The organism is Streptomyces sp. CA-210063, assembly GCF_024612015.1.
GTDB lineage: Bacteria > Actinomycetota > Actinomycetes > Streptomycetales > Streptomycetaceae > Streptomyces.
Map to the genome: position 1 here is coordinate 3,160,310 of NZ_CP102512.1, position 16,523 is coordinate 3,176,832.

Genomic DNA, 16,523 nt, shown 5'->3' on the forward strand with positions numbered 1-16,523 from the left:
AACAGCCCGTAGTCACCGCAGCCCCGCACCCCTACGTTGTGCGCGTGCACCGACGCTCAGCCAACGAACGGCAGCCCCAGCACCCGCTCCGGCAACCGGACTCACCCACACTCGCCCTCCCCTTCAACGCCCCCGCCGCCCGGAAACTCCGCATCGCCCTCGGCATGGGACCCGAGCACGTCGCCTACGGCATGCGCTCCTCGTACGGACTCCCGTACGTCACCCCGGACCTGGTCGCCGCCTGGGAATACGGCACGATCGCGCCGACGAGCCCCGAACTCACCGCGCTGGCAGGCGTGTTGTGGTGCTCAGCCGGTGAACTCATCGGCGTGCCCAGGACATTGCGCGAGCACCGCATGGCCCGGGGCCTCGCCGCAGAGGACGTCGCGCGGGCGATCGGCCTCGAACTCTCCGCGTATCTCCACATGGAGGAGACCGACGAATGGCGCGGCACGGACCGTCAGTCCGCCGCCCTCGCCGACGTGCTCGACCTCTCGCTGCCCGACCTGATCGCCGTCACGGGGCGCGAGGCGAAGCTGACCGCGCTGCTCCACAGCGCGGTGACCACGCGCTGGCAGGCCCATGTGCGGCCGACCGCCAAGCTGCTGTCCCTCGACCGGCGCCTCCTGGAAGACGTCCTCCAGGAGATGCACACCGACTACCAGGGCCGTACGACCGCCGGCCTCACCTGGACGAACGGCACCGCGGCGACCGACTCGGGCGACTCCGGCCGCGCCTACCTGGACCGGATCGTCGACCATTTCTGGTCACTGGTCCAGAGAACGACCACGTACTAGCGAACCCTCCCAGAGTCCCTAGAACTCCCAGAGTCCCTAGAACTAACTCCCAGAACCCCTAGAACTCCCAGAGCCCCTAGAACACCGACTCCGCCTCATCCATCCGATCCTTCGGCACCGTCTTCAGCTCGGTCACCGCCTCCGCCAGCGGCACCATCACCACCTCGGTGCCGCGCAGCGCGGTCATCCGGCCGAAGTCGGCCCGGTGCGCGGCCTCGACCGCGTGCCAGCCGAAGCGCGTGGCGAGCACCCTGTCGTACGCGGTCGGGGTGCCGCCCCTCTGGACGTGGCCGAGGATGACCGGCTTGGCCTCCTTGCCGAGGCGGCGCTCCAGCTCGTACGCCAGCGCCGTGCCGATGCCCTGGAAGCGCTCGTGGCCGAACTGGTCGATCTCGCCGTGGCCGTAGTCCATGGAACCCTCGGCGGGGTGGGCGCCCTCCGCGACACAGATCACCGCGAACTTCTTGCCGCGCGCGAAGCGCTCCTCGACCATCTTCACGATGCCGGCCGGGTCGAACGCGCGCTCGGGCAGGCAGATGCCGTGCGCGCCCGCCGCCATCCCGGACTCCAGCGCGATCCAGCCCGCGTGCCGGCCCATGACCTCGACGACCATCACCCGCTGGTGGGACTCGGCGGTCGTCTTCAGGCGGTCCATCGCCTCCGTGGCGACCCCGACCGCCGTGTCGAAGCCGAACGTCCGGTCCGTCGACGAGATGTCGTTGTCGATGGTCTTCGGGACGCCGACGACGGGCAGGCCCGCGTCCGACAGCATCCGCGCCGCCGTCAGCGTGCCCTCGCCGCCGATCGGGATCAGTACGTCGATACCGAACTGGTGGGCCATGTCCTGCGCGTTCTCGCAGGCCTCGCGGAGGCGGTCGCGCTGGAGGCGGGAGGAGCCGAGGATGGTGCCGCCGCGGGCGAGGATGCCGCTGACGGACTCCAGGTCGAGGCTGCGGTAGCGGCCGTCGAGCAGACCGGCGTAGCCGTCCTCGAAGCCGATGACCTCGTCGCCGTACTGGGCGACCGCTCGGTGCACGACCGACCGGATCACTGCGTTCAGGCCCGGACAGTCGCCGCCTGCGGTGAGAACTCCGATACGCATCGTGCTGTGTCTCCTGCTCGTCCTGATCATCCTGATCGGTGCCGGTACTTGTGAGCCAGTCCGATTGTTTCACGGCTCGCTGGGGGCCGCCGCGTCCCTACAGGCTCTCCGGCGGGACCGCGACCTGACGGGCGCCTTAGCCACCCGCAAGGGTATTGTCAAGAGGGTTTCCGTCCGCCGCGACGGTGATTTTCGATCACGCACAGCCACACCCACCGAACCACACGTCCTACACGTCCCACATGAAACGGAGAGCACACGTGACGCGCAGCGTGTACGTGACCGGGATCGACCGCGGCGACGGCCGCCAGGTCGTCGAGCTGGGGGTCATGGAGCTCCTGACCCGCCACGTCGACCGGGTGGGGGTGTTCCGGCCACTGCTGCACCACGGCCCGGACCGGCTCTTCGAACTGTTGCGCGCCCGCTATCGGCTCACCCAGGACCCGGCGACCGTGTACGGCATGGACTACCACGAGGCGTCCACCCTCCAGGCCGAGCACGGCACGGACGAGCTCGTCTCGACGCTCGTCGACCGCTTCCACGCCGTCGCCCGTGACTACGACGTCGTCCTCGTCCTGGGTACGGATTTCGCCGACACCCAGTTCCCGGACGAGCTGGCCCTCAACGCACGGCTCGCGAACGAGTTCGGCGCCTCCGTCATCTCCGTCGTCGGCGGGCGGAAGCAGACCGCCGAGTCCGTCGCCGCCGAGACGCACAACGCGTACCGCGCGTACGAGGGCCTCGGCTGTGACGTCCTCGCCATGGTCGTCAACCGGGTCGCGCCCGCCGACCGCGCCGGGATAGCGGAGCGCCTCGGCGACTCCCGGCTCCCGCTGCCCGTGCCCTGTTACGTGGTTCCCGACGAGCCCGCCCTCTCCGCGCCCACCGTCGCCCAGATCACCCACGCGCTCGGCGGCAAGGTACTGCTCGGCGACGACTCGGGCCTCGCCCGCGACGCGCTGAACTTCGTCTTCGGCGGCGCCATGCTCCCGAACTTCCTCAACGCGCTGACCCCGGGCTGTCTCGTCGTCACCCCCGGCGACCGCGCGGACCTCGTCGTGGGGGCGCTGGCCGCCCACAGTGCCGGGACCCCGCCCATCGCCGGCGTCCTCCTCACCCTCAACGAGCGGCCCAGCGACGAGGTCCTCACCCTCGCCGCCCGCCTCGCCCCCGGCACCCCCGTGGTCGCCGTCGAGACCGGCTCCTTCCTCACCGCCTCCGAACTCTTCTCCATGGAGGGCAAGCTGAGCGCGGTGACGCCACGCAAGGCGGAGACCGCGCTCGGGCTGTTCGAGCGGTACGTCGACACCACCGAGCTGCGCAACCGGGTCTCGGCGCCGAGCAGCGACCGCGTCACGCCGATGATGTTCGAGCACACGCTGCTGGAGCAGGCCCGGTCCGAACGGCGCCGGGTGGTCCTGCCCGAGGGGACCGAGGAGCGCGTGCTGCACGCGGCCGAGGTGCTGCTGCGGCGCGGGGTCTGCGATCTCACCCTCCTCGGCCCCGTCGAGCTGATCCGCAAGAAGGCCGCCGACCTGGGCATCGACCTCGGCGAAAGTCAGCTGGTGGACCCGGCGACCTCCGAGTGGCGGGACATGTTCGCCGAGAAGTACGCCCAGTTCCGTGCCCACAAGAACGTCAGTATCGAGCTGGCGTACGACGTCGTGTCCGATGTGAACTACTTCGGCACGCTCATGGTCCAGGAGGGGCTCGCCGACGGCATGGTGTCGGGGTCGGTGCACTCCACCGCCGCCACCATCCGGCCCGCCTTCGAGATCATCAAGACCAAGCCGGACGCCGGCATCGTCTCGTCCGTCTTCTTCATGTGCCTCGCCGACAAGGTGCTGGTCTACGGCGACTGCGCGGTCAATCCGGATCCGAACGCCGAGCAGCTCGCCGACATCGCCATCCAGTCCGCCGCGACGGCCCTGCGGTTCGGGGTCGAGCCGAGGATCGCGATGCTGTCGTACTCCACGGGTACGTCCGGCTCGGGCGCCGACGTCGACAAGGTGCGGGAGGCCACCGAGATCGTGCGCTCCCGGCGGCCCGATCTGAAGATCGAGGGGCCGATCCAGTACGACGCCGCCGTCGAGCCCAGTGTCGCGGCGACCAAGCTGCCGGGCTCCGAAGTCGCCGGCCAGGCAACGGTGTTGATCTTCCCGGACCTCAACACCGGCAACAACACCTACAAGGCCGTGCAGCGCTCGGCCGGCGCGCTCGCGGTCGGACCGGTGCTGCAGGGGCTGCGCAAGCCGGTCAACGACCTGTCCCGGGGCGCGCTCGTCCAGGACATCGTCACCACCGTCGCCATCACGGCGATCCAGGCCCAGACCCCCGCCAAGTGAACCCCCACAGGAAGCCCATCGTGACCGCGACCCGCGTCCTCGTCCTCAACTCCGGCTCCTCGTCGGTGAAGTACCAGCTGCTCGACATGCGCGACAGCAGCCGTCTGGCCGTGGGCCTGGTCGAGCGCATCGGTGAGGGGAACTCCCGGCTGAAGCACACCCCGCTGAGCGACGGTGGCGACTCCCGCGAGCGCACCGGCCCGATCGCCGACCACGAGGCCGCCCTGAAGGCCGTCGCCGAGGAGCTGGCCGCGGACGGGCTCGGCCTCGACTCCCCGGAGCTGGCCGCCATCGGGCACCGTGTGGTGCACGGCGGGCAGAGCTTCACGCACCCGACCGTCGTCGACGACGCCGTGCTCGCCGAGATCGAGCGGCTGATCCCGGTGGCGCCGCTGCACAACCCGGCCAATCTGACCGGGATCCGGACCGCCCAGGCCCTGCGGCCCGACCTCCCGCAGGTCGCCGTGTTCGACACGGCCTTCCACACGACGATGCCGGAGTCCGCCGCCCGCTACGCGATCGACGTCGAGACGGCCGACGCGCACCGCATCCGGCGCTACGGCTTCCACGGCACCTCGCACGCGTATGTGTCCCGGGCGACCGCCGAGCTGCTGGGGAAGGCGCCGGAGGACGTCAACGTCATCGTGCTGCACCTCGGCAACGGAGCGTCCGCGTCGGCGGTCGAGGGCGGCCGGTGCGTGGACACCTCCATGGGGCTGACGCCTTTGGAGGGGTTGGTGATGGGTACGCGGTCCGGAGACATGGACCCGGCCGTCATCTTTCATTTGATGCGCGTTGGCGGAATGTCCACGGACGAGATCGACACTCTCCTCAACAAGAAGAGCGGTCTGATCGGGCTGTGCGGCGACAACGACATGCGGGAAATACGCCGGCGTATCGACGAGGGCGACGAACAGGCGAAGCTGGCCTTCGACATCTACATTCATCGGTTGAAGAAGTACATCGGTGCCTACTACGCGGTGCTCGGCCGGGTGGACGCGGTCGCGTTCACCGCGGGTGTCGGCGAGAACGCGGCGCCCGTGCGGGAGGCCGCCGTGGCGGGTATGGAAGGCCTGGGCCTCGCGGTCGACGGCGAGCTGAACGCCGTACGGGGCGACGGGCCGCGGCTGATCTCGCCGGCCGGCGCACGGGTCGCGGTCGCGGTGGTGCCGACGGACGAGGAACTGGAGATCGCAGCACAGACGTACGCCCTGGTCGACAAATGAGCAAAAGAGCAGTCGAGCACAGTCGAGTAATACACCCCGGTAACACGGCTGAGCGCATAGCCGCCCATTTGCATATTCCACCAGACGGAATATTCCGTAGCGAAACAAACCGATAGGATCGCCCCATGCGCCGTTCGAAAATCGTCTGTACTCTCGGCCCCGCGGTCGACTCCCACGAGCAACTGGTCGCCCTCATCGAGGCCGGCATGAACGTGGCCCGTTTCAATTTCAGCCACGGCAGCCACGCCGAGCACCAGGGCCGCTACGACCGGGTCCGGGCCGCGTCCGTGGAGACCGGCAAGGCCATCGGTGTCCTCGCCGACCTGCAGGGCCCGAAGATCCGTCTGGAGACCTTCGCCGAGGGTCCGGTGGAGCTGGTGCGCGGTGACGAGTTCACCATCACCGCCGAGGACGTGCCGGGCGACAAGCAGATCTGCGGTACGACGTACAAGGGTCTGCCCGGTGACGTGGGCCCCGGCGACCAGGTCCTGATCAACGACGGCAACGTCGAGCTGAAGGTCCTCGAGGTCGACGGTCCGCGGGTGCGGACGGAGGTCATCGAGGGCGGTGTCATCTCCGACCACAAGGGCATCAACCTGCCCGGCGCGGCCGTGAACGTGCCGGCGCTGTCCGAGAAGGACGTCGAGGACCTGCGGTTCGCGCTGCGGATGGGCTGCGACCTGGTGGCGCTGTCCTTCGTCCGGAACGCCGATGACGTGCGGGACGTCCACAAGGTGATGGACGAGGTGGGCCGCCGGGTCCCCGTCATCGCCAAGGTGGAGAAGCCGCAGGCGGTCGAGAACATGGAGGACGTCGTGATGGCGTTCGACGGTGTGATGGTCGCCCGCGGCGACCTGGCCGTCGAGTACCCGCTCGAGCAGGTCCCCATGGTGCAGAAGCGCCTCATCGAGCTGTGCCGCCGCAACGCCAAGCCGGTGATCGTGGCGACCCAGATGATGGAGTCGATGATCACCAACTCGCGCCCCACGCGCGCCGAGGCCTCCGACGTGGCCAACGCGATCCTGGACGGCGCGGACGCGGTCATGCTGTCGGCGGAGTCCAGCGTGGGCGCGTACCCGCTGGAGACGGTCCGTACGATGTCGAAGATCGTCACGGCGGCCGAGCAGGAGCTCCTCTCCAAGGGTCTGCAGCCGCTCGTCCCGGGCAAGAAGCCGCGGACGCAGGGCGGTTCGATCGCCCGTGCCGCCTGCGAGATCGCCGACTTCCTCGGCGGCCGGGCCCTGGTGGCCTTCACGCAGTCCGGTGACACCGCCCGCCGGCTGTCCCGCTACCGCGCGTCCCAGCCGATCATCGCGTACACGACCGACGAGTCCACCCGTAACCAGCTGTCGCTCAGCTGGGGTGTCGAGTCGCACGTCGTGCCGTTCGTGAACAGCACCGACGAGATGGTCGACCTGGTCGACCAGGAGATGGTCAGGCTCAACCGCTTCCAGGAGGGCGACATCGCGGTCATCACCGCCGGCTCACCCCCCGGCGTCCCGGGCACCACGAACATGGTCCGGGTGCACCACCTGGGCAGCGGCGCCCGCGACTGACGCCGCCGTCACACCCGTACGACAGCACCGAGGGCGCCCCTGGAAATCCAGGTGCGCCCTCGGTATGTGCGGCTCCCGAACGGGTTCTGGGGGGTGACCGGCTGCTCAGTCGGTCATGGACCGGGCTCAGTCGGTCATGTACTGCCGCATGCCCGGCACGGTGAGCGTTCCGCCGAACTGGCCCGCCTGGACGACCTTCACATTGGTGAAGTAGATCAGCGGGATGTTCAGCGGCGGCGGGTGCTTCGGGTCGAAGGTCACCGGGATCAGCCCGAGCAGGTTGCCGGAGATGCTCTCGGTGTACATGACCGTCCGGCCGTCGCGGATCGTGGACGTCGTGCCCTTGCCTGCCTGCACGTGATAGGTCACGCCGGCCTGCTTGTCCTTGACCGTCTGGTGCAGGTCACCGATGTCCGAGCCGTCGGAGACGACGTACTTCAGGACCTCCTTGACCGTGCCGTTGGCGGTCTTGACCTTGACGATGCCCTGGTAGTCGGCGCCCTTCAGCAGCAGCGAGCTGGCGTCCAGGTACCACGGGTCGTCGGGCAGCGCCGGGATGCCCTTCTCGACACCGCTCTCGTCGTCGGTGGCGACCGGGCAGCCGTCCGTGTCCGTGCTCTCGCTCGCGGACGGGCTCGGCGTCGAGGTGGCGTCGGTGGTGTCCTTCGCCTCGTCCTCGGTGTCCTCGGCGGTGTCGGTGATGTCCTTCGCCGCGTCCTCGACCTTGTCGGTGGCGTCGCCCGCGGTGTCCTGCGCGTCCTTGCCGGAGTCCGAGCCCGAGTCCGTTTTCTCGCCCGAGCCGGAGGCGTCCTGAGACGCGGAGGGCGACGGGGACGGGCTGGTGGACCCGGACGGCGTGGGGCCGGCCGTCTCCTGGTCCTCCGGCGTGAACAGGTCCTCGATCGCGTTGCCGATGTCGTCCAGGACGTTGCTGCCGCTCCCGGAGGCGGTGGCCGACGGCGTGGCCGTGGCGTCGGTGGCGTTCTTGTCGGTGGTGTCCGTCGACGTGGAGTCGTCGGCCGTGTCCTTGTCGTCGGAACCTGAATCCGACGAAGAGGAGTCGTCCGAGGACGTGTCGTCGGAGGCCGAGTCGCCGGTGGAGCTGTCGTCGGACGACGTCTCCTCGTCCGTGGGCTGCTCGTCCGTGGGCTCGTCGTCCGGGGTGTCGTCGCTCTCCGGGGTGGAGGCGGTCGGCGTCGGGGTCGGCGAGGCGGAGGTGTCCGTGCCCTCCTCGGCGGCCTCCAGGGCCTCCACGCAGTCCTTGTACTCGTCCGCCGTCAGGCTCAGCTTCGCCGGGTCCTCGGCGCGGGCGAGGGTGGGCGTGAAGCCCATGCCCATGAGGACCGCCGTCGGCATGGCCGCCAGGGCTATCGCCTTGCCCGCCGGCATGTTCAGCCGGGTGAGAAGGGGCTTCTTGGGCGCCGCGTGCCGCGGTCCGGATCTCGCACGGGACTCTCCCACCGAAGTCCCGTGGGTCACCTCGTCAGCCGGCACTGTGCCTCCCGTTCGTCCCGTTCGTGGGGGTGGTACCTGACAGGTCGTCGCCCTCGCCGTTCGTCGCCCCGTTCGCCGAGCCCGCGGTCGCGGGTTCCGGGGCGTCGCCCTTGTGCAGGGGGACCGCACCTTGCTGTGCCGTGTCCTGAGGGGCCGTGTCCTGGGGAGCCGGAGTCCGCGACGGGGTCTTGTAGGTGGACGGCACCGCCGCCTCCTGGTAACCGGGCGCCCAGGCGATGGCCAGCGCACCTCCGACCAGGGAGAGCAGGAAACCGACACCGAAGCCGCCCAGGTTGGAGACCGGGATGGACACGAGCGCCAGGAGGATCGCCGCCGTACCGGCGAAGGTGCGTACATGCCGCTGGAACCACAGACTGATCCCGAGCACCACCAACAGCACGCCGATGATGAGGGATCCGGCGCCGCCCGTCGTCGACATGGCGAGCGTCAGATGGCCGATCTGCAGCTCCGCGTACGGCAGGTACATGATCGGGAAACCGCCGAGCAGTACCAACAGGCCCGCCCAGAAGGGACGAGAGCCCCTCCAGTCGCGGAAGCGCCGCCGGAAGGCGCGCAGATAGTCCTCGTTCTGCCCCGTTGACTCGGCGCTCATGGACAACAGCTCCCTGGAACGGTGTTGCTATGAGAAGTTCACGTACGACACGTACGAAGCGCGCGTACGGAATTCACGTACGGATGCGCGTGCGCGACGGAGCGCACGGCGAGAAAGACGGGCGGGCGAAGAAGCGCAGGCCCCCTCACCCGCCCAGGGAGTGCCTAGTAGCACTCCACCTTGCCCTTGTGAAGCGACATCTTCAGATTGCTCAGCTTGAAGGTTCCGGCAGTGGTCGCCCACGCCGTCTGCTTCACGTCGGTCAGCGTGGCCACCTCGGCCTGCTGGCCGAACCCGTAGGGGTTGGCCTGCTCCGAGCCGCCCTTCATGCCCGGACCCTTGTTGGCGTCCTTGGCCGCCACACCGATGTCGATGTTCGTGAAGACGGCGTCGCCCTCAAGCTCCTCGACGTCGATGTAGAGCTTCTCGGCCTCGACCTTCTTGCCACCGGTACCGGCGGTCAGTTGGAGGCTGACGCTACCGAGAATCGGGACGTTCGGGGTGACGACCGACTGGCACATGTTGGTGATCTTCGCGTTCTCGAACGCGGAGACGGCGACGGGGTGAACCGTCTTCTCGCCCTTGAGGGTGTAGCCCTCGTCGAGCGCCCCGTACTGCGAGAAGCCCGTACCCTCGATCAGGTCAGCCGTCACCTTGAACGACTGGCCCGACACGCTGAACGACGCCGCGAGAGCACCCTGCGCGAGGGCGACACCTATCGCTGCTGTGGCGGCGACGCTGGGCACCATGACCACAGCGAACCGCTTCCATCTGGTCCCGCCACGCACCTGGGACTCCATATTTCCTCCTTCTCGGACGTACATCTCCTGACACCGGTTCGCCCCTTGGAACGGCGGCTCAGCCGGGCAGGGATGGGAGAAGTGCTACGTCCTCGGTAAGGAGAGCGCCCGCGCCCGGTCGCGCGAAAAGCGCCCGAATCACCGGCGATCACCCCCGAGCGACAACCACTGGTCGCGCCTGACACGCATCACGCACAACCTGCTGGACAGGCTCCGCCGTTGAGCGGAGACCCCCCTGCCCAAGAGCCGGCGCCACTGTCGCCCGCTCTACTCGGTGGGGACCCAGAAAACCCGTTGACCCGACTGGCTGGCGGGGTGCGGGAACGGACCGAGCGTCGCCGATCGTGGTGCATTCTCGCCGCCCCCGCAAGGGGGGTCGTTACTGGCTAGTAACGGACGGATAACCGAACAACGACCCATCGGCATCGGCCAGCGACCCTGGGTGGCGTCGAGTGAGCCGACACATCGGTTGACAGTTGGACAGAGTCCGACAGAAGGACGACTTTCTCTTACTGCCAGTAACAGCGGCCGCGTTTACCAAGATTTGGTAAAGCGCGGCCGCGGTGTCGCTGTGTCGCCAATTCCCTCACTCAGGCCACACATGTCCCAGCACTCCGGGACCGGTCGGCCCCGGAGCCCCGGGCCCCCGCCCGCCACAGCCAACACTCAGCCGGGGCAAGGGTTCAAAGGGCGCGTCAGAACAACGCCCGCGCCAACGCACGCCGCGCCGCGGCCACCCGCGGATCGTCGCCGCCGACCACCTCGAAGAGCTCGAGCAACCGCAGCCGTACGGCGTCCCGTTCGTCCCCTGCCGTGCGCCGCACCGTGTCGATGAGTCGACCGAACGCGTCCTCCACATGTCCGCCGACGAGATCGAGGTCCGCCGCAGCGATCTGGGCCTGAGCGTCGGCCGGGTTCTCCGCGGCCGCCTTGCGTACGTCCTGCGGGTCCGCGCCCTGCACGCGCTGTAGCAACTCGGCCTGCGCGAGGCCCAGTTTGGCCTCGCTGTTGCCCGGGTCGTCACTCAGCACGTTCTTGTACGCCTGCACCGCGCCGCCGAAGTCGCCCGCGTCCAGGGCCTGCACGGCGGCTTCGAGCAGATGGTCGTAGGGGCCGGCCGGTACCTGCGGGGCCGCTTCGACCGGGGCGTCGGACTGGGCGTCCGGGTCCACCACCAGGCCGGTGAGACCGAAGCGCTGCTCGGCGACCTGGACGAGCTGGTCGAGGGTGGCGCGGATCTGCTGCTCGGGGGCGGCCCCTTGGAAGAGGGGAAGGGCCTGCCCCGCGACCACAGCGAAAACAGCCGGAATCCCCTGGATCCCGAACTGCTGCATCAACATCTGGTTGGCGTCGACATCGATCTTGGCGAGGACGAACTTGCCGTTGTATTCGACGGCGAGCCGCTCCAGCACCGGGCTGAGCTGCTTGCAGGGCTGACACCACTCGGCCCAGAAGTCGATGACGACGGGCACTTCGGTGGACCGCTGCAGGACCTCGCTCTCGAACCCGGCCTCATCGACATCGATGACCAGGTCGGCCGGGGAGACCGCCCCTCCCCCGCCCTGTCGGGCCGATTCGGCGCGCGCCTGCTCCGCCTTCGCCTTGGCCCCCTGGGCCGCCTTCACCGCGGCGAGGTCGACGACTCCGCTCATGGACATGTTCCGTGGCTGCATGAGTACATCCTCCCCCTTCCGAGCACGCACGTGAAAAGCGTCCAGAAAGCCGACCCGGTCCGTTTCCCGGGTGGCGCCGGGTCCCCTCTCGGCACCTACCACCGGACCAGCTTTCGCTACGAGCCGTAGCGTAACTGTCGCGGGTGACTTCGCTGTACCCCCCTCCGTACCCACTCCCCAGTGATCTGCCTCACGACTCCCCGGAGAACTTCGGGAACGGCCGGATATGGTCGGCGGATGCAGAGCCGCACCCCCGCCTCCCGCGCCCCGGGGGGCCGCCCGCGCAGCGCCGCAGCGGACGCCGCGATCCTGGCGGCGACGCGGGAGGCGCTGGTCGACCTGGGCTGGTCCAAGCTGACCCTGGGGGAGGTGGCCGCGCGGGCCGGCGTCGCGAAGACGACCCTCTACCGCCGCTGGGCCGGCAAGAACGAACTGGTCGTGGACGCGGTGGCCGCCCTCTTCGACGAACTCCGCCTCCCCGACCGGGGCAGCCTGGCCGCCGACATCGAGGGCGTGGTGCTGGAGTTCGCGGCGATCCTGGCCCGCCCGGAGGCCAAGAGCGGGCTCATGGCCGTCATCGCCGAGTCCACCCGCGACGACGCCCTCCGCGAACGCATCCGCGCCTCCATCGTCGACCGCCAGAAACGCCTCGTCCTGGAGGGCCGCGCCCGCGCCCAGACCCGCGGCGAACTCCCCCCGGAACCCAACCCCTCCACCGCCACCCACACCACCGACCTCATCTTCGACGTCGTAGCCGGCGCGGTGGTCCACCGCACCCTCGTCAGCGCCCAACCAGCGGACGAGCAATGGGTACGCGACTTCACAAGACTGCTGCTGCTGGGCCTGAGGGGCTCGGCAGAACCGCCCCCGTAAGGGGCGCGGGGAACTGCGCGACAAGCCCCGACGGCGCGACACCAGACGACGGCGAACTGAGCGGAGTTGAGGCAGGGGCCTGGGGGCGGCAGCCCCCAGAGGGGGTCGAAGGGGCACAGCCCCTGGGGATGGGAACGGGTAAGGGCGGCGGGGGCGAAAAAATCCCGACGCCGCCCCGGGCCAACGGAGCGCCTAGAACCCCGCCGGCTCCGTATACACCCCCCACTCGTCCCGCAGCACCCCACAGATCTCCCCCAACGTCGCCTCGGCCCGCACCGCATCCAGCATCGGCCCCACCATGTTGGCCCCCTCCCGCGCGGCGACGAGCATGGCGTCCAGAGCCCGACTCACCGAGGAGTCGTCCCGCGCGGCCTTCCGCCCCGCCAGCACCCGCACCTGCTCCCGCTCCACCTCATGACTGACCCGCAGAATCTCCAGATCCCCGGTCACGGACCCCTGGTGGACGTTGACCCCGACGACCCGCTTCTCCCCCTTCTCCAGCGCCTGCTGGTACCGGAACGCCGACTCCGCGATCTCCCCGGTGAACCACCCGTCCTCGATCCCCCGCAGAATCCCGGACGTGACGGGCCCGATGGGATGCCGCCCATCCGGGTGCGCCCGCAGCCCCCGCTCCTTGATCTGGTCGAAGATCTTCTCCGCGTCCGCCTCGATACGGTCCGTCAGCTGCTCGACGTACCAGGAACCACCCAGCGGATCGGCCACGTTGGCGACCCCGGTCTCCTCCATGAGCACCTGCTGGGTCCTGAGCGCGATCTCCGCGGCCTGCTCACTCGGGAGCGCCAGCGTCTCGTCCAACGCGTTGGTGTGCAGGGAGTTGGTCCCGCCGAGCACCGCCGACAGCGCCTCCACGGCCGTACGCACCACGTTGTTGTACGGCTGCTGCGCGGTCAGCGAGACCCCGGCGGTCTGCGTGTGGAACCGCAGCCACTGCGCCTTGTCCGTCCGCGCCCCGTACACGTCCCGCATCCACCGCGCCCAGATCCGGCGCGCCGCACGGAACTTGGCGATCTCCTCGAAGAAGTCGAGATGCGCGTCGAAGAAGAAGGACAGCCCGGGCGCGAACACATCGACGTCCAGCCCCCGGCTGAGCCCCAGCTCCACGTACCCGAACCCGTCCGCGAGCGTGTACGCCAGTTCCTGCGCGGCCGTGGCCCCGGCCTCGCGGATGTGATAGCCGGAGACGGACAACGGCTTGTACGCGGGGATCTCGGCCGCGCAGTGCTCCATGAGGTCGCCGATGAGCCGGAGATGCGGCTCGGGCTGGAAGAGCCACTCCTTCTGTGCGATGTACTCCTTGAAGATGTCGGTCTGGAGCGTGCCGTTGAGCACTCCGGGATCGACACCTTGCCGCTCGGCGGCGACGAGATACATACAGAAGACAGGAACAGCGGGCCCACTGATCGTCATGGAGGTGGTGACGTCCCCCAGCGGAATGCCCTGGAACAGCACCTCCATGTCGGCGGCGGAGTCGATCGCGACGCCGCAGTGCCCGACCTCACCGAGCGACCGCGGATCGTCGGAGTCCCGCCCCATCAGCGTCGGCATGTCGAACGCGACGGACAGCCCCCCGCCCCCATGGGCGAGGATCATCTTGTACCGCTCGTTCGTCTGCTCCGCGTTCCCGAACCCCGCGAACTGCCGGATCGTCCACGTCCGCCCCCGGTACCCCGTCGGATACAGCCCCCGCGTGAACGGGTACTCCCCCGGCCACCCGATCCGCTCGAACCCCTCATACACGTCCCCCGGCCGGGGCCCGTACACAGGCTCCACCGGATCCCCGGAAAGCGTCGTGAAGTCCGCCTCCCGCTTCTGAGCGGCATCAAAACGATCCTGCCAGCGTCGGCGTCCCTCTTCGATGGCGTCAGCGTCCATGACAGCCAATTTACTAGGACGTCCTAGTAAGGGATAGCGATGCAGGTCAGGACGCGCGCGCAGGGCGCCAGGAAGCACCCGTTACGCTCAACGTCATGAAGAAGAGCGTCTTGACCCGCTACCGGGTGATGGCCTATGTCACCGCCGTACTGCTGATCCTGCTGACGGCAGGCGTGATCGGGAAGCGTCTGCTGGGGCTGGACGGCTTCGACAGCTTCGTCACCGTGGTCGGCTTCGCGCACGGCTGGCTGTACGTCCTGTACCTGGTCTTCGCCTTCGACCTCGGCAACAAGGCGAAGATGCCGCTGGGGCGCCTCGCCTGGGTGCTGCTCGCCGGCACCGTCCCCACGGCCGCCTTCTTCGTCGAACGCAAGGTGAGCCGCGAGGTCGAGCCGCTGATCATCAAGGAATCGGCCCCGGAGACCGCCGCGGCCTGACCTCGGGCGTGGTGGCACTGAACGGCACGCGACCTGCCGCTGACATGGCATGCGCGGGTCGGGGCGCCGCCCCCGGAGTCACCGCGGCGGCGAAAACGGCCGCACCACCGGCGACAAGCATGCGGTTTCGATCATCCCGTTGATGGTCGACCGACAGGATGGCAGCGAAAAACGCGAGGTCAAGCATCTACGCGGGTCGCCGGCGACAAACCCACCGGCAAGCGGCAGCCGACCGGCCGCCGATCATTGACGGACGTCGGTCAGCTCTCCTCGAAATCCCCCGCGGCCACCCGCAGCGGGCGGAGCATCGCGAAGATTTCGGCGCATTCCTCGGCGTCGTAGACGCTGAGGCCGAAGTCCATGGCCATGAGGTCGCGGGTGGCGGCGTCGCAGACCTCGCGGCCCTTGTCGGTGATGGAGGCGAGGGTGCCGCGGCCGTCGTTGGGGTTGGGGCGCTTGTCGACGAGGCCCGACTTCACCAGGCGGTCGACCGTGTTCGTCACGGACGTGGGGTGCACCATGAGTCGCTCGCCGATCTTGGACATCGGCAGCTCGCCCTTCTGGGAGAAGGTGAGGAGCACGAGCGCCTCGTAGCGCGCGAAGGTCAGACCGTACGGCTTGACGACCGCGTCCACCTCCGCCAGCAGGATCTGCTGGGCGCGCATGATCGAGGTGATCGCGGCCATGGACGGCACGTTTCCCCAGCGCTGCTTCCAGTGCTCGTCGGCGCGCGAGATGGGATCGAAGGAGAGGCTGAGCGGCTTCGGCACGGAAACGACCTTACCGGCCGGTCATATGCCGGTCAGCCCCGTCTCGCCCATCGGTCGGCTCGGGACGGATCGCCGGGGAAAGCAGGGGAAAGGCACGGGGCGCAGCCCCTGCTTGCCAGGGGCGCGGGGAACTGCGCGAACAACCACGAACCACCCGCGGTCACCCGACAACCGCACCCCCCGAGCTCTCAGGCGCCCCCGAGAAACCTCTCCACCGTCTCCACCTTCGACGTGAGGCCGTCCGTCACACCCGGGCGGATGTCCGCTTTCAGGACGAGGGAGACCCGGGGTGCCCGTTCCTCGACCACGGCGATGGCCCGCCGTACGACGTCCATCACCTCGTCCCACTCCCCCTCGATGGAGGTGAACATGGCGTCGGTGCGATGGGGGAGGCCGGACTCGCGGACGACCCGTACGGCGTCGGCGACGTACTCCCCCACGTCTTCACCGACGCCCAGCGGGGTCACGGAGAAGGCGACGATCACGCGTTCACGATCCCTTGCTTGCGGCCGCGGGACGCGATCACCGCGGCCTCGGCCTCGCGGCGGAGCTTGCGGTCGGCGAAGAAGCCGCCGGTGGGCAGGACGGAGAGGGCGAAGTACAACGCGGCTGTCTTCAGCGACCACTTGGTGCGGTTCCAGGCATCGGCCCAGAAGACGACGTACAGGATGAAGAGGATGGCGTGGACCCAGCCCATCACGGGCACCGCGTTGAACTCCGTGGTGCGCTTCAGCACCGAGCACACGAGCAGCAGCAGGAAGGAGACGGCCTCGGGGGCCGAGACGAGGCGCAGGCGGCGGAGGGCGGAGACGGTCTTTATGTCCACGGGTCACCTTCGGTGGGGTTGGTGGGGAGGCGAGTCGTCGCATCGCTTGCCGGTGCTTCACCCGTCCGTCTTTGTGAACGGAAGCACAAGCGCTGTCCATTCTGGCATCCGTCAACCT

General features: G+C 69.0%; 15 protein-coding genes. 6 read left to right on the top strand and 9 right to left on the bottom strand.

Annotated elements, in window-relative coordinates:
- Positions 1 to 44: 44 nt before the first annotated feature.
- The gene (locus JIX56_RS13430) at positions 45 to 797 is read left to right on the top strand and encodes a helix-turn-helix domain-containing protein (protein WP_257540497.1); all 753 of its coding nucleotides are present in this window, start codon (positions 45 to 47) and stop codon (positions 795 to 797) included.
- A gap of 76 nt (positions 798 to 873) precedes the next feature.
- Here JIX56_RS13430 and JIX56_RS13435 read toward each other — a convergent pair whose 3' ends face one another.
- Positions 874 to 1,899 (bottom strand): ATP-dependent 6-phosphofructokinase, encoded by a 1,026-nt coding sequence (locus JIX56_RS13435; RefSeq protein WP_257540498.1) that lies wholly within the window; start codon positions 1,897 to 1,899, stop codon positions 874 to 876.
- Positions 1,900 to 2,159: 260 nt separating this feature from the next.
- Here JIX56_RS13435 and pta point away from each other — a divergent pair, with 260 nt between their 5' ends.
- The 3 genes from pta (at position 2,160) to pyk (ending at position 7,026) form a co-directional block, all read left to right on the top strand.
- Positions 2,160 to 4,244, top strand: coding sequence for a phosphate acetyltransferase (pta, locus tag JIX56_RS13440; RefSeq protein WP_257540500.1), 2,085 nt, complete (start codon positions 2,160 to 2,162; stop codon positions 4,242 to 4,244).
- Positions 4,245 to 4,264: 20 nt separating this feature from the next.
- Positions 4,265 to 5,470 carry an acetate kinase gene (locus tag JIX56_RS13445; protein WP_257540502.1) on the top strand — a complete coding sequence of 402 codons (1,206 nt, stop codon included), beginning with the start codon at positions 4,265 to 4,267 and terminating at the stop codon, positions 5,468 to 5,470.
- A 125-nt stretch (positions 5,471 to 5,595) separates the two neighbouring features.
- Positions 5,596 to 7,026 (top strand): pyruvate kinase, encoded by a 1,431-nt coding sequence (gene pyk, locus JIX56_RS13450; RefSeq protein ID WP_257540504.1) that lies wholly within the window; start codon positions 5,596 to 5,598, stop codon positions 7,024 to 7,026.
- Positions 7,027 to 7,152: 126 nt separating this feature from the next.
- Here pyk and JIX56_RS13455 read toward each other — a convergent pair whose 3' ends face one another.
- The 4 genes from JIX56_RS13455 to JIX56_RS13470 all read right to left on the bottom strand — a co-directional run bounded on the left by JIX56_RS13455 (position 7,153) and on the right by JIX56_RS13470 (position 11,606).
- Complete coding sequence (locus JIX56_RS13455; RefSeq protein ID WP_257540506.1) at positions 7,153 to 8,520, bottom strand: hypothetical protein; 1,368 nt, start codon at positions 8,518 to 8,520, stop codon at positions 7,153 to 7,155.
- On the bottom strand, positions 8,510 to 9,133 hold the full coding sequence (locus JIX56_RS13460) for an efflux RND transporter permease subunit (RefSeq protein ID WP_257540508.1): 624 nt from the start codon (positions 9,131 to 9,133) through the stop codon (positions 8,510 to 8,512). Before JIX56_RS13460 ends, JIX56_RS13455 begins: the two co-directional genes overlap by 11 nt.
- Before the next feature lie 164 nt (positions 9,134 to 9,297).
- Positions 9,298 to 9,933 carry a DUF6230 family protein gene (locus JIX56_RS13465; RefSeq protein ID WP_257540510.1) on the bottom strand — a complete coding sequence of 212 codons (636 nt, stop codon included), beginning with the start codon at positions 9,931 to 9,933 and terminating at the stop codon, positions 9,298 to 9,300.
- A 695-nt stretch (positions 9,934 to 10,628) separates the two neighbouring features.
- Positions 10,629 to 11,606, bottom strand: a complete 978-nt coding sequence (locus JIX56_RS13470; protein ID WP_257540512.1) for a tetratricopeptide repeat protein — start codon at positions 11,604 to 11,606, stop codon at positions 10,629 to 10,631.
- Positions 11,607 to 11,843: 237 nt separating this feature from the next.
- Between JIX56_RS13470 and JIX56_RS13475 the strand changes: the two genes are divergently transcribed.
- The gene (locus JIX56_RS13475; RefSeq protein ID WP_257540513.1) at positions 11,844 to 12,479 is read left to right on the top strand and encodes a TetR/AcrR family transcriptional regulator; all 636 of its coding nucleotides are present in this window, start codon (positions 11,844 to 11,846) and stop codon (positions 12,477 to 12,479) included.
- Between the two features lie 192 nt (positions 12,480 to 12,671).
- Here JIX56_RS13475 and JIX56_RS13480 read toward each other — a convergent pair whose 3' ends face one another.
- Positions 12,672 to 14,372, bottom strand: coding sequence for an acyl-CoA mutase large subunit family protein (locus JIX56_RS13480; RefSeq protein ID WP_257540515.1), 1,701 nt, complete (start codon positions 14,370 to 14,372; stop codon positions 12,672 to 12,674).
- A 95-nt stretch (positions 14,373 to 14,467) separates the two neighbouring features.
- Here JIX56_RS13480 and JIX56_RS13485 point away from each other — a divergent pair, with 95 nt between their 5' ends.
- Positions 14,468 to 14,809 carry a DUF3817 domain-containing protein gene (locus JIX56_RS13485; RefSeq protein WP_257540517.1) on the top strand — a complete coding sequence of 114 codons (342 nt, stop codon included), beginning with the start codon at positions 14,468 to 14,470 and terminating at the stop codon, positions 14,807 to 14,809.
- A gap of 260 nt (positions 14,810 to 15,069) precedes the next feature.
- On the opposite strand, the gene JIX56_RS13490 is transcribed toward JIX56_RS13485, so the two are convergent.
- The 3 genes from JIX56_RS13490 to JIX56_RS13500 form a co-directional block, all read right to left on the bottom strand.
- Entirely contained in the window at positions 15,070 to 15,579 is a 510-nt protein-coding gene (locus JIX56_RS13490) for a MarR family winged helix-turn-helix transcriptional regulator (RefSeq protein ID WP_149828772.1), read from the bottom strand.
- Between the two features lie 188 nt (positions 15,580 to 15,767).
- Positions 15,768 to 16,064, bottom strand: coding sequence for an MTH1187 family thiamine-binding protein (locus tag JIX56_RS13495; RefSeq protein WP_257540519.1), 297 nt, complete (start codon positions 16,062 to 16,064; stop codon positions 15,768 to 15,770).
- Complete coding sequence (locus JIX56_RS13500) at positions 16,061 to 16,405, bottom strand: DUF3817 domain-containing protein (protein WP_257540521.1); 345 nt, start codon at positions 16,403 to 16,405, stop codon at positions 16,061 to 16,063. Before JIX56_RS13500 ends, JIX56_RS13495 begins: the two co-directional genes overlap by 4 nt.
- Between the last annotated feature and the right edge of the window lie 118 nt (positions 16,406 to 16,523).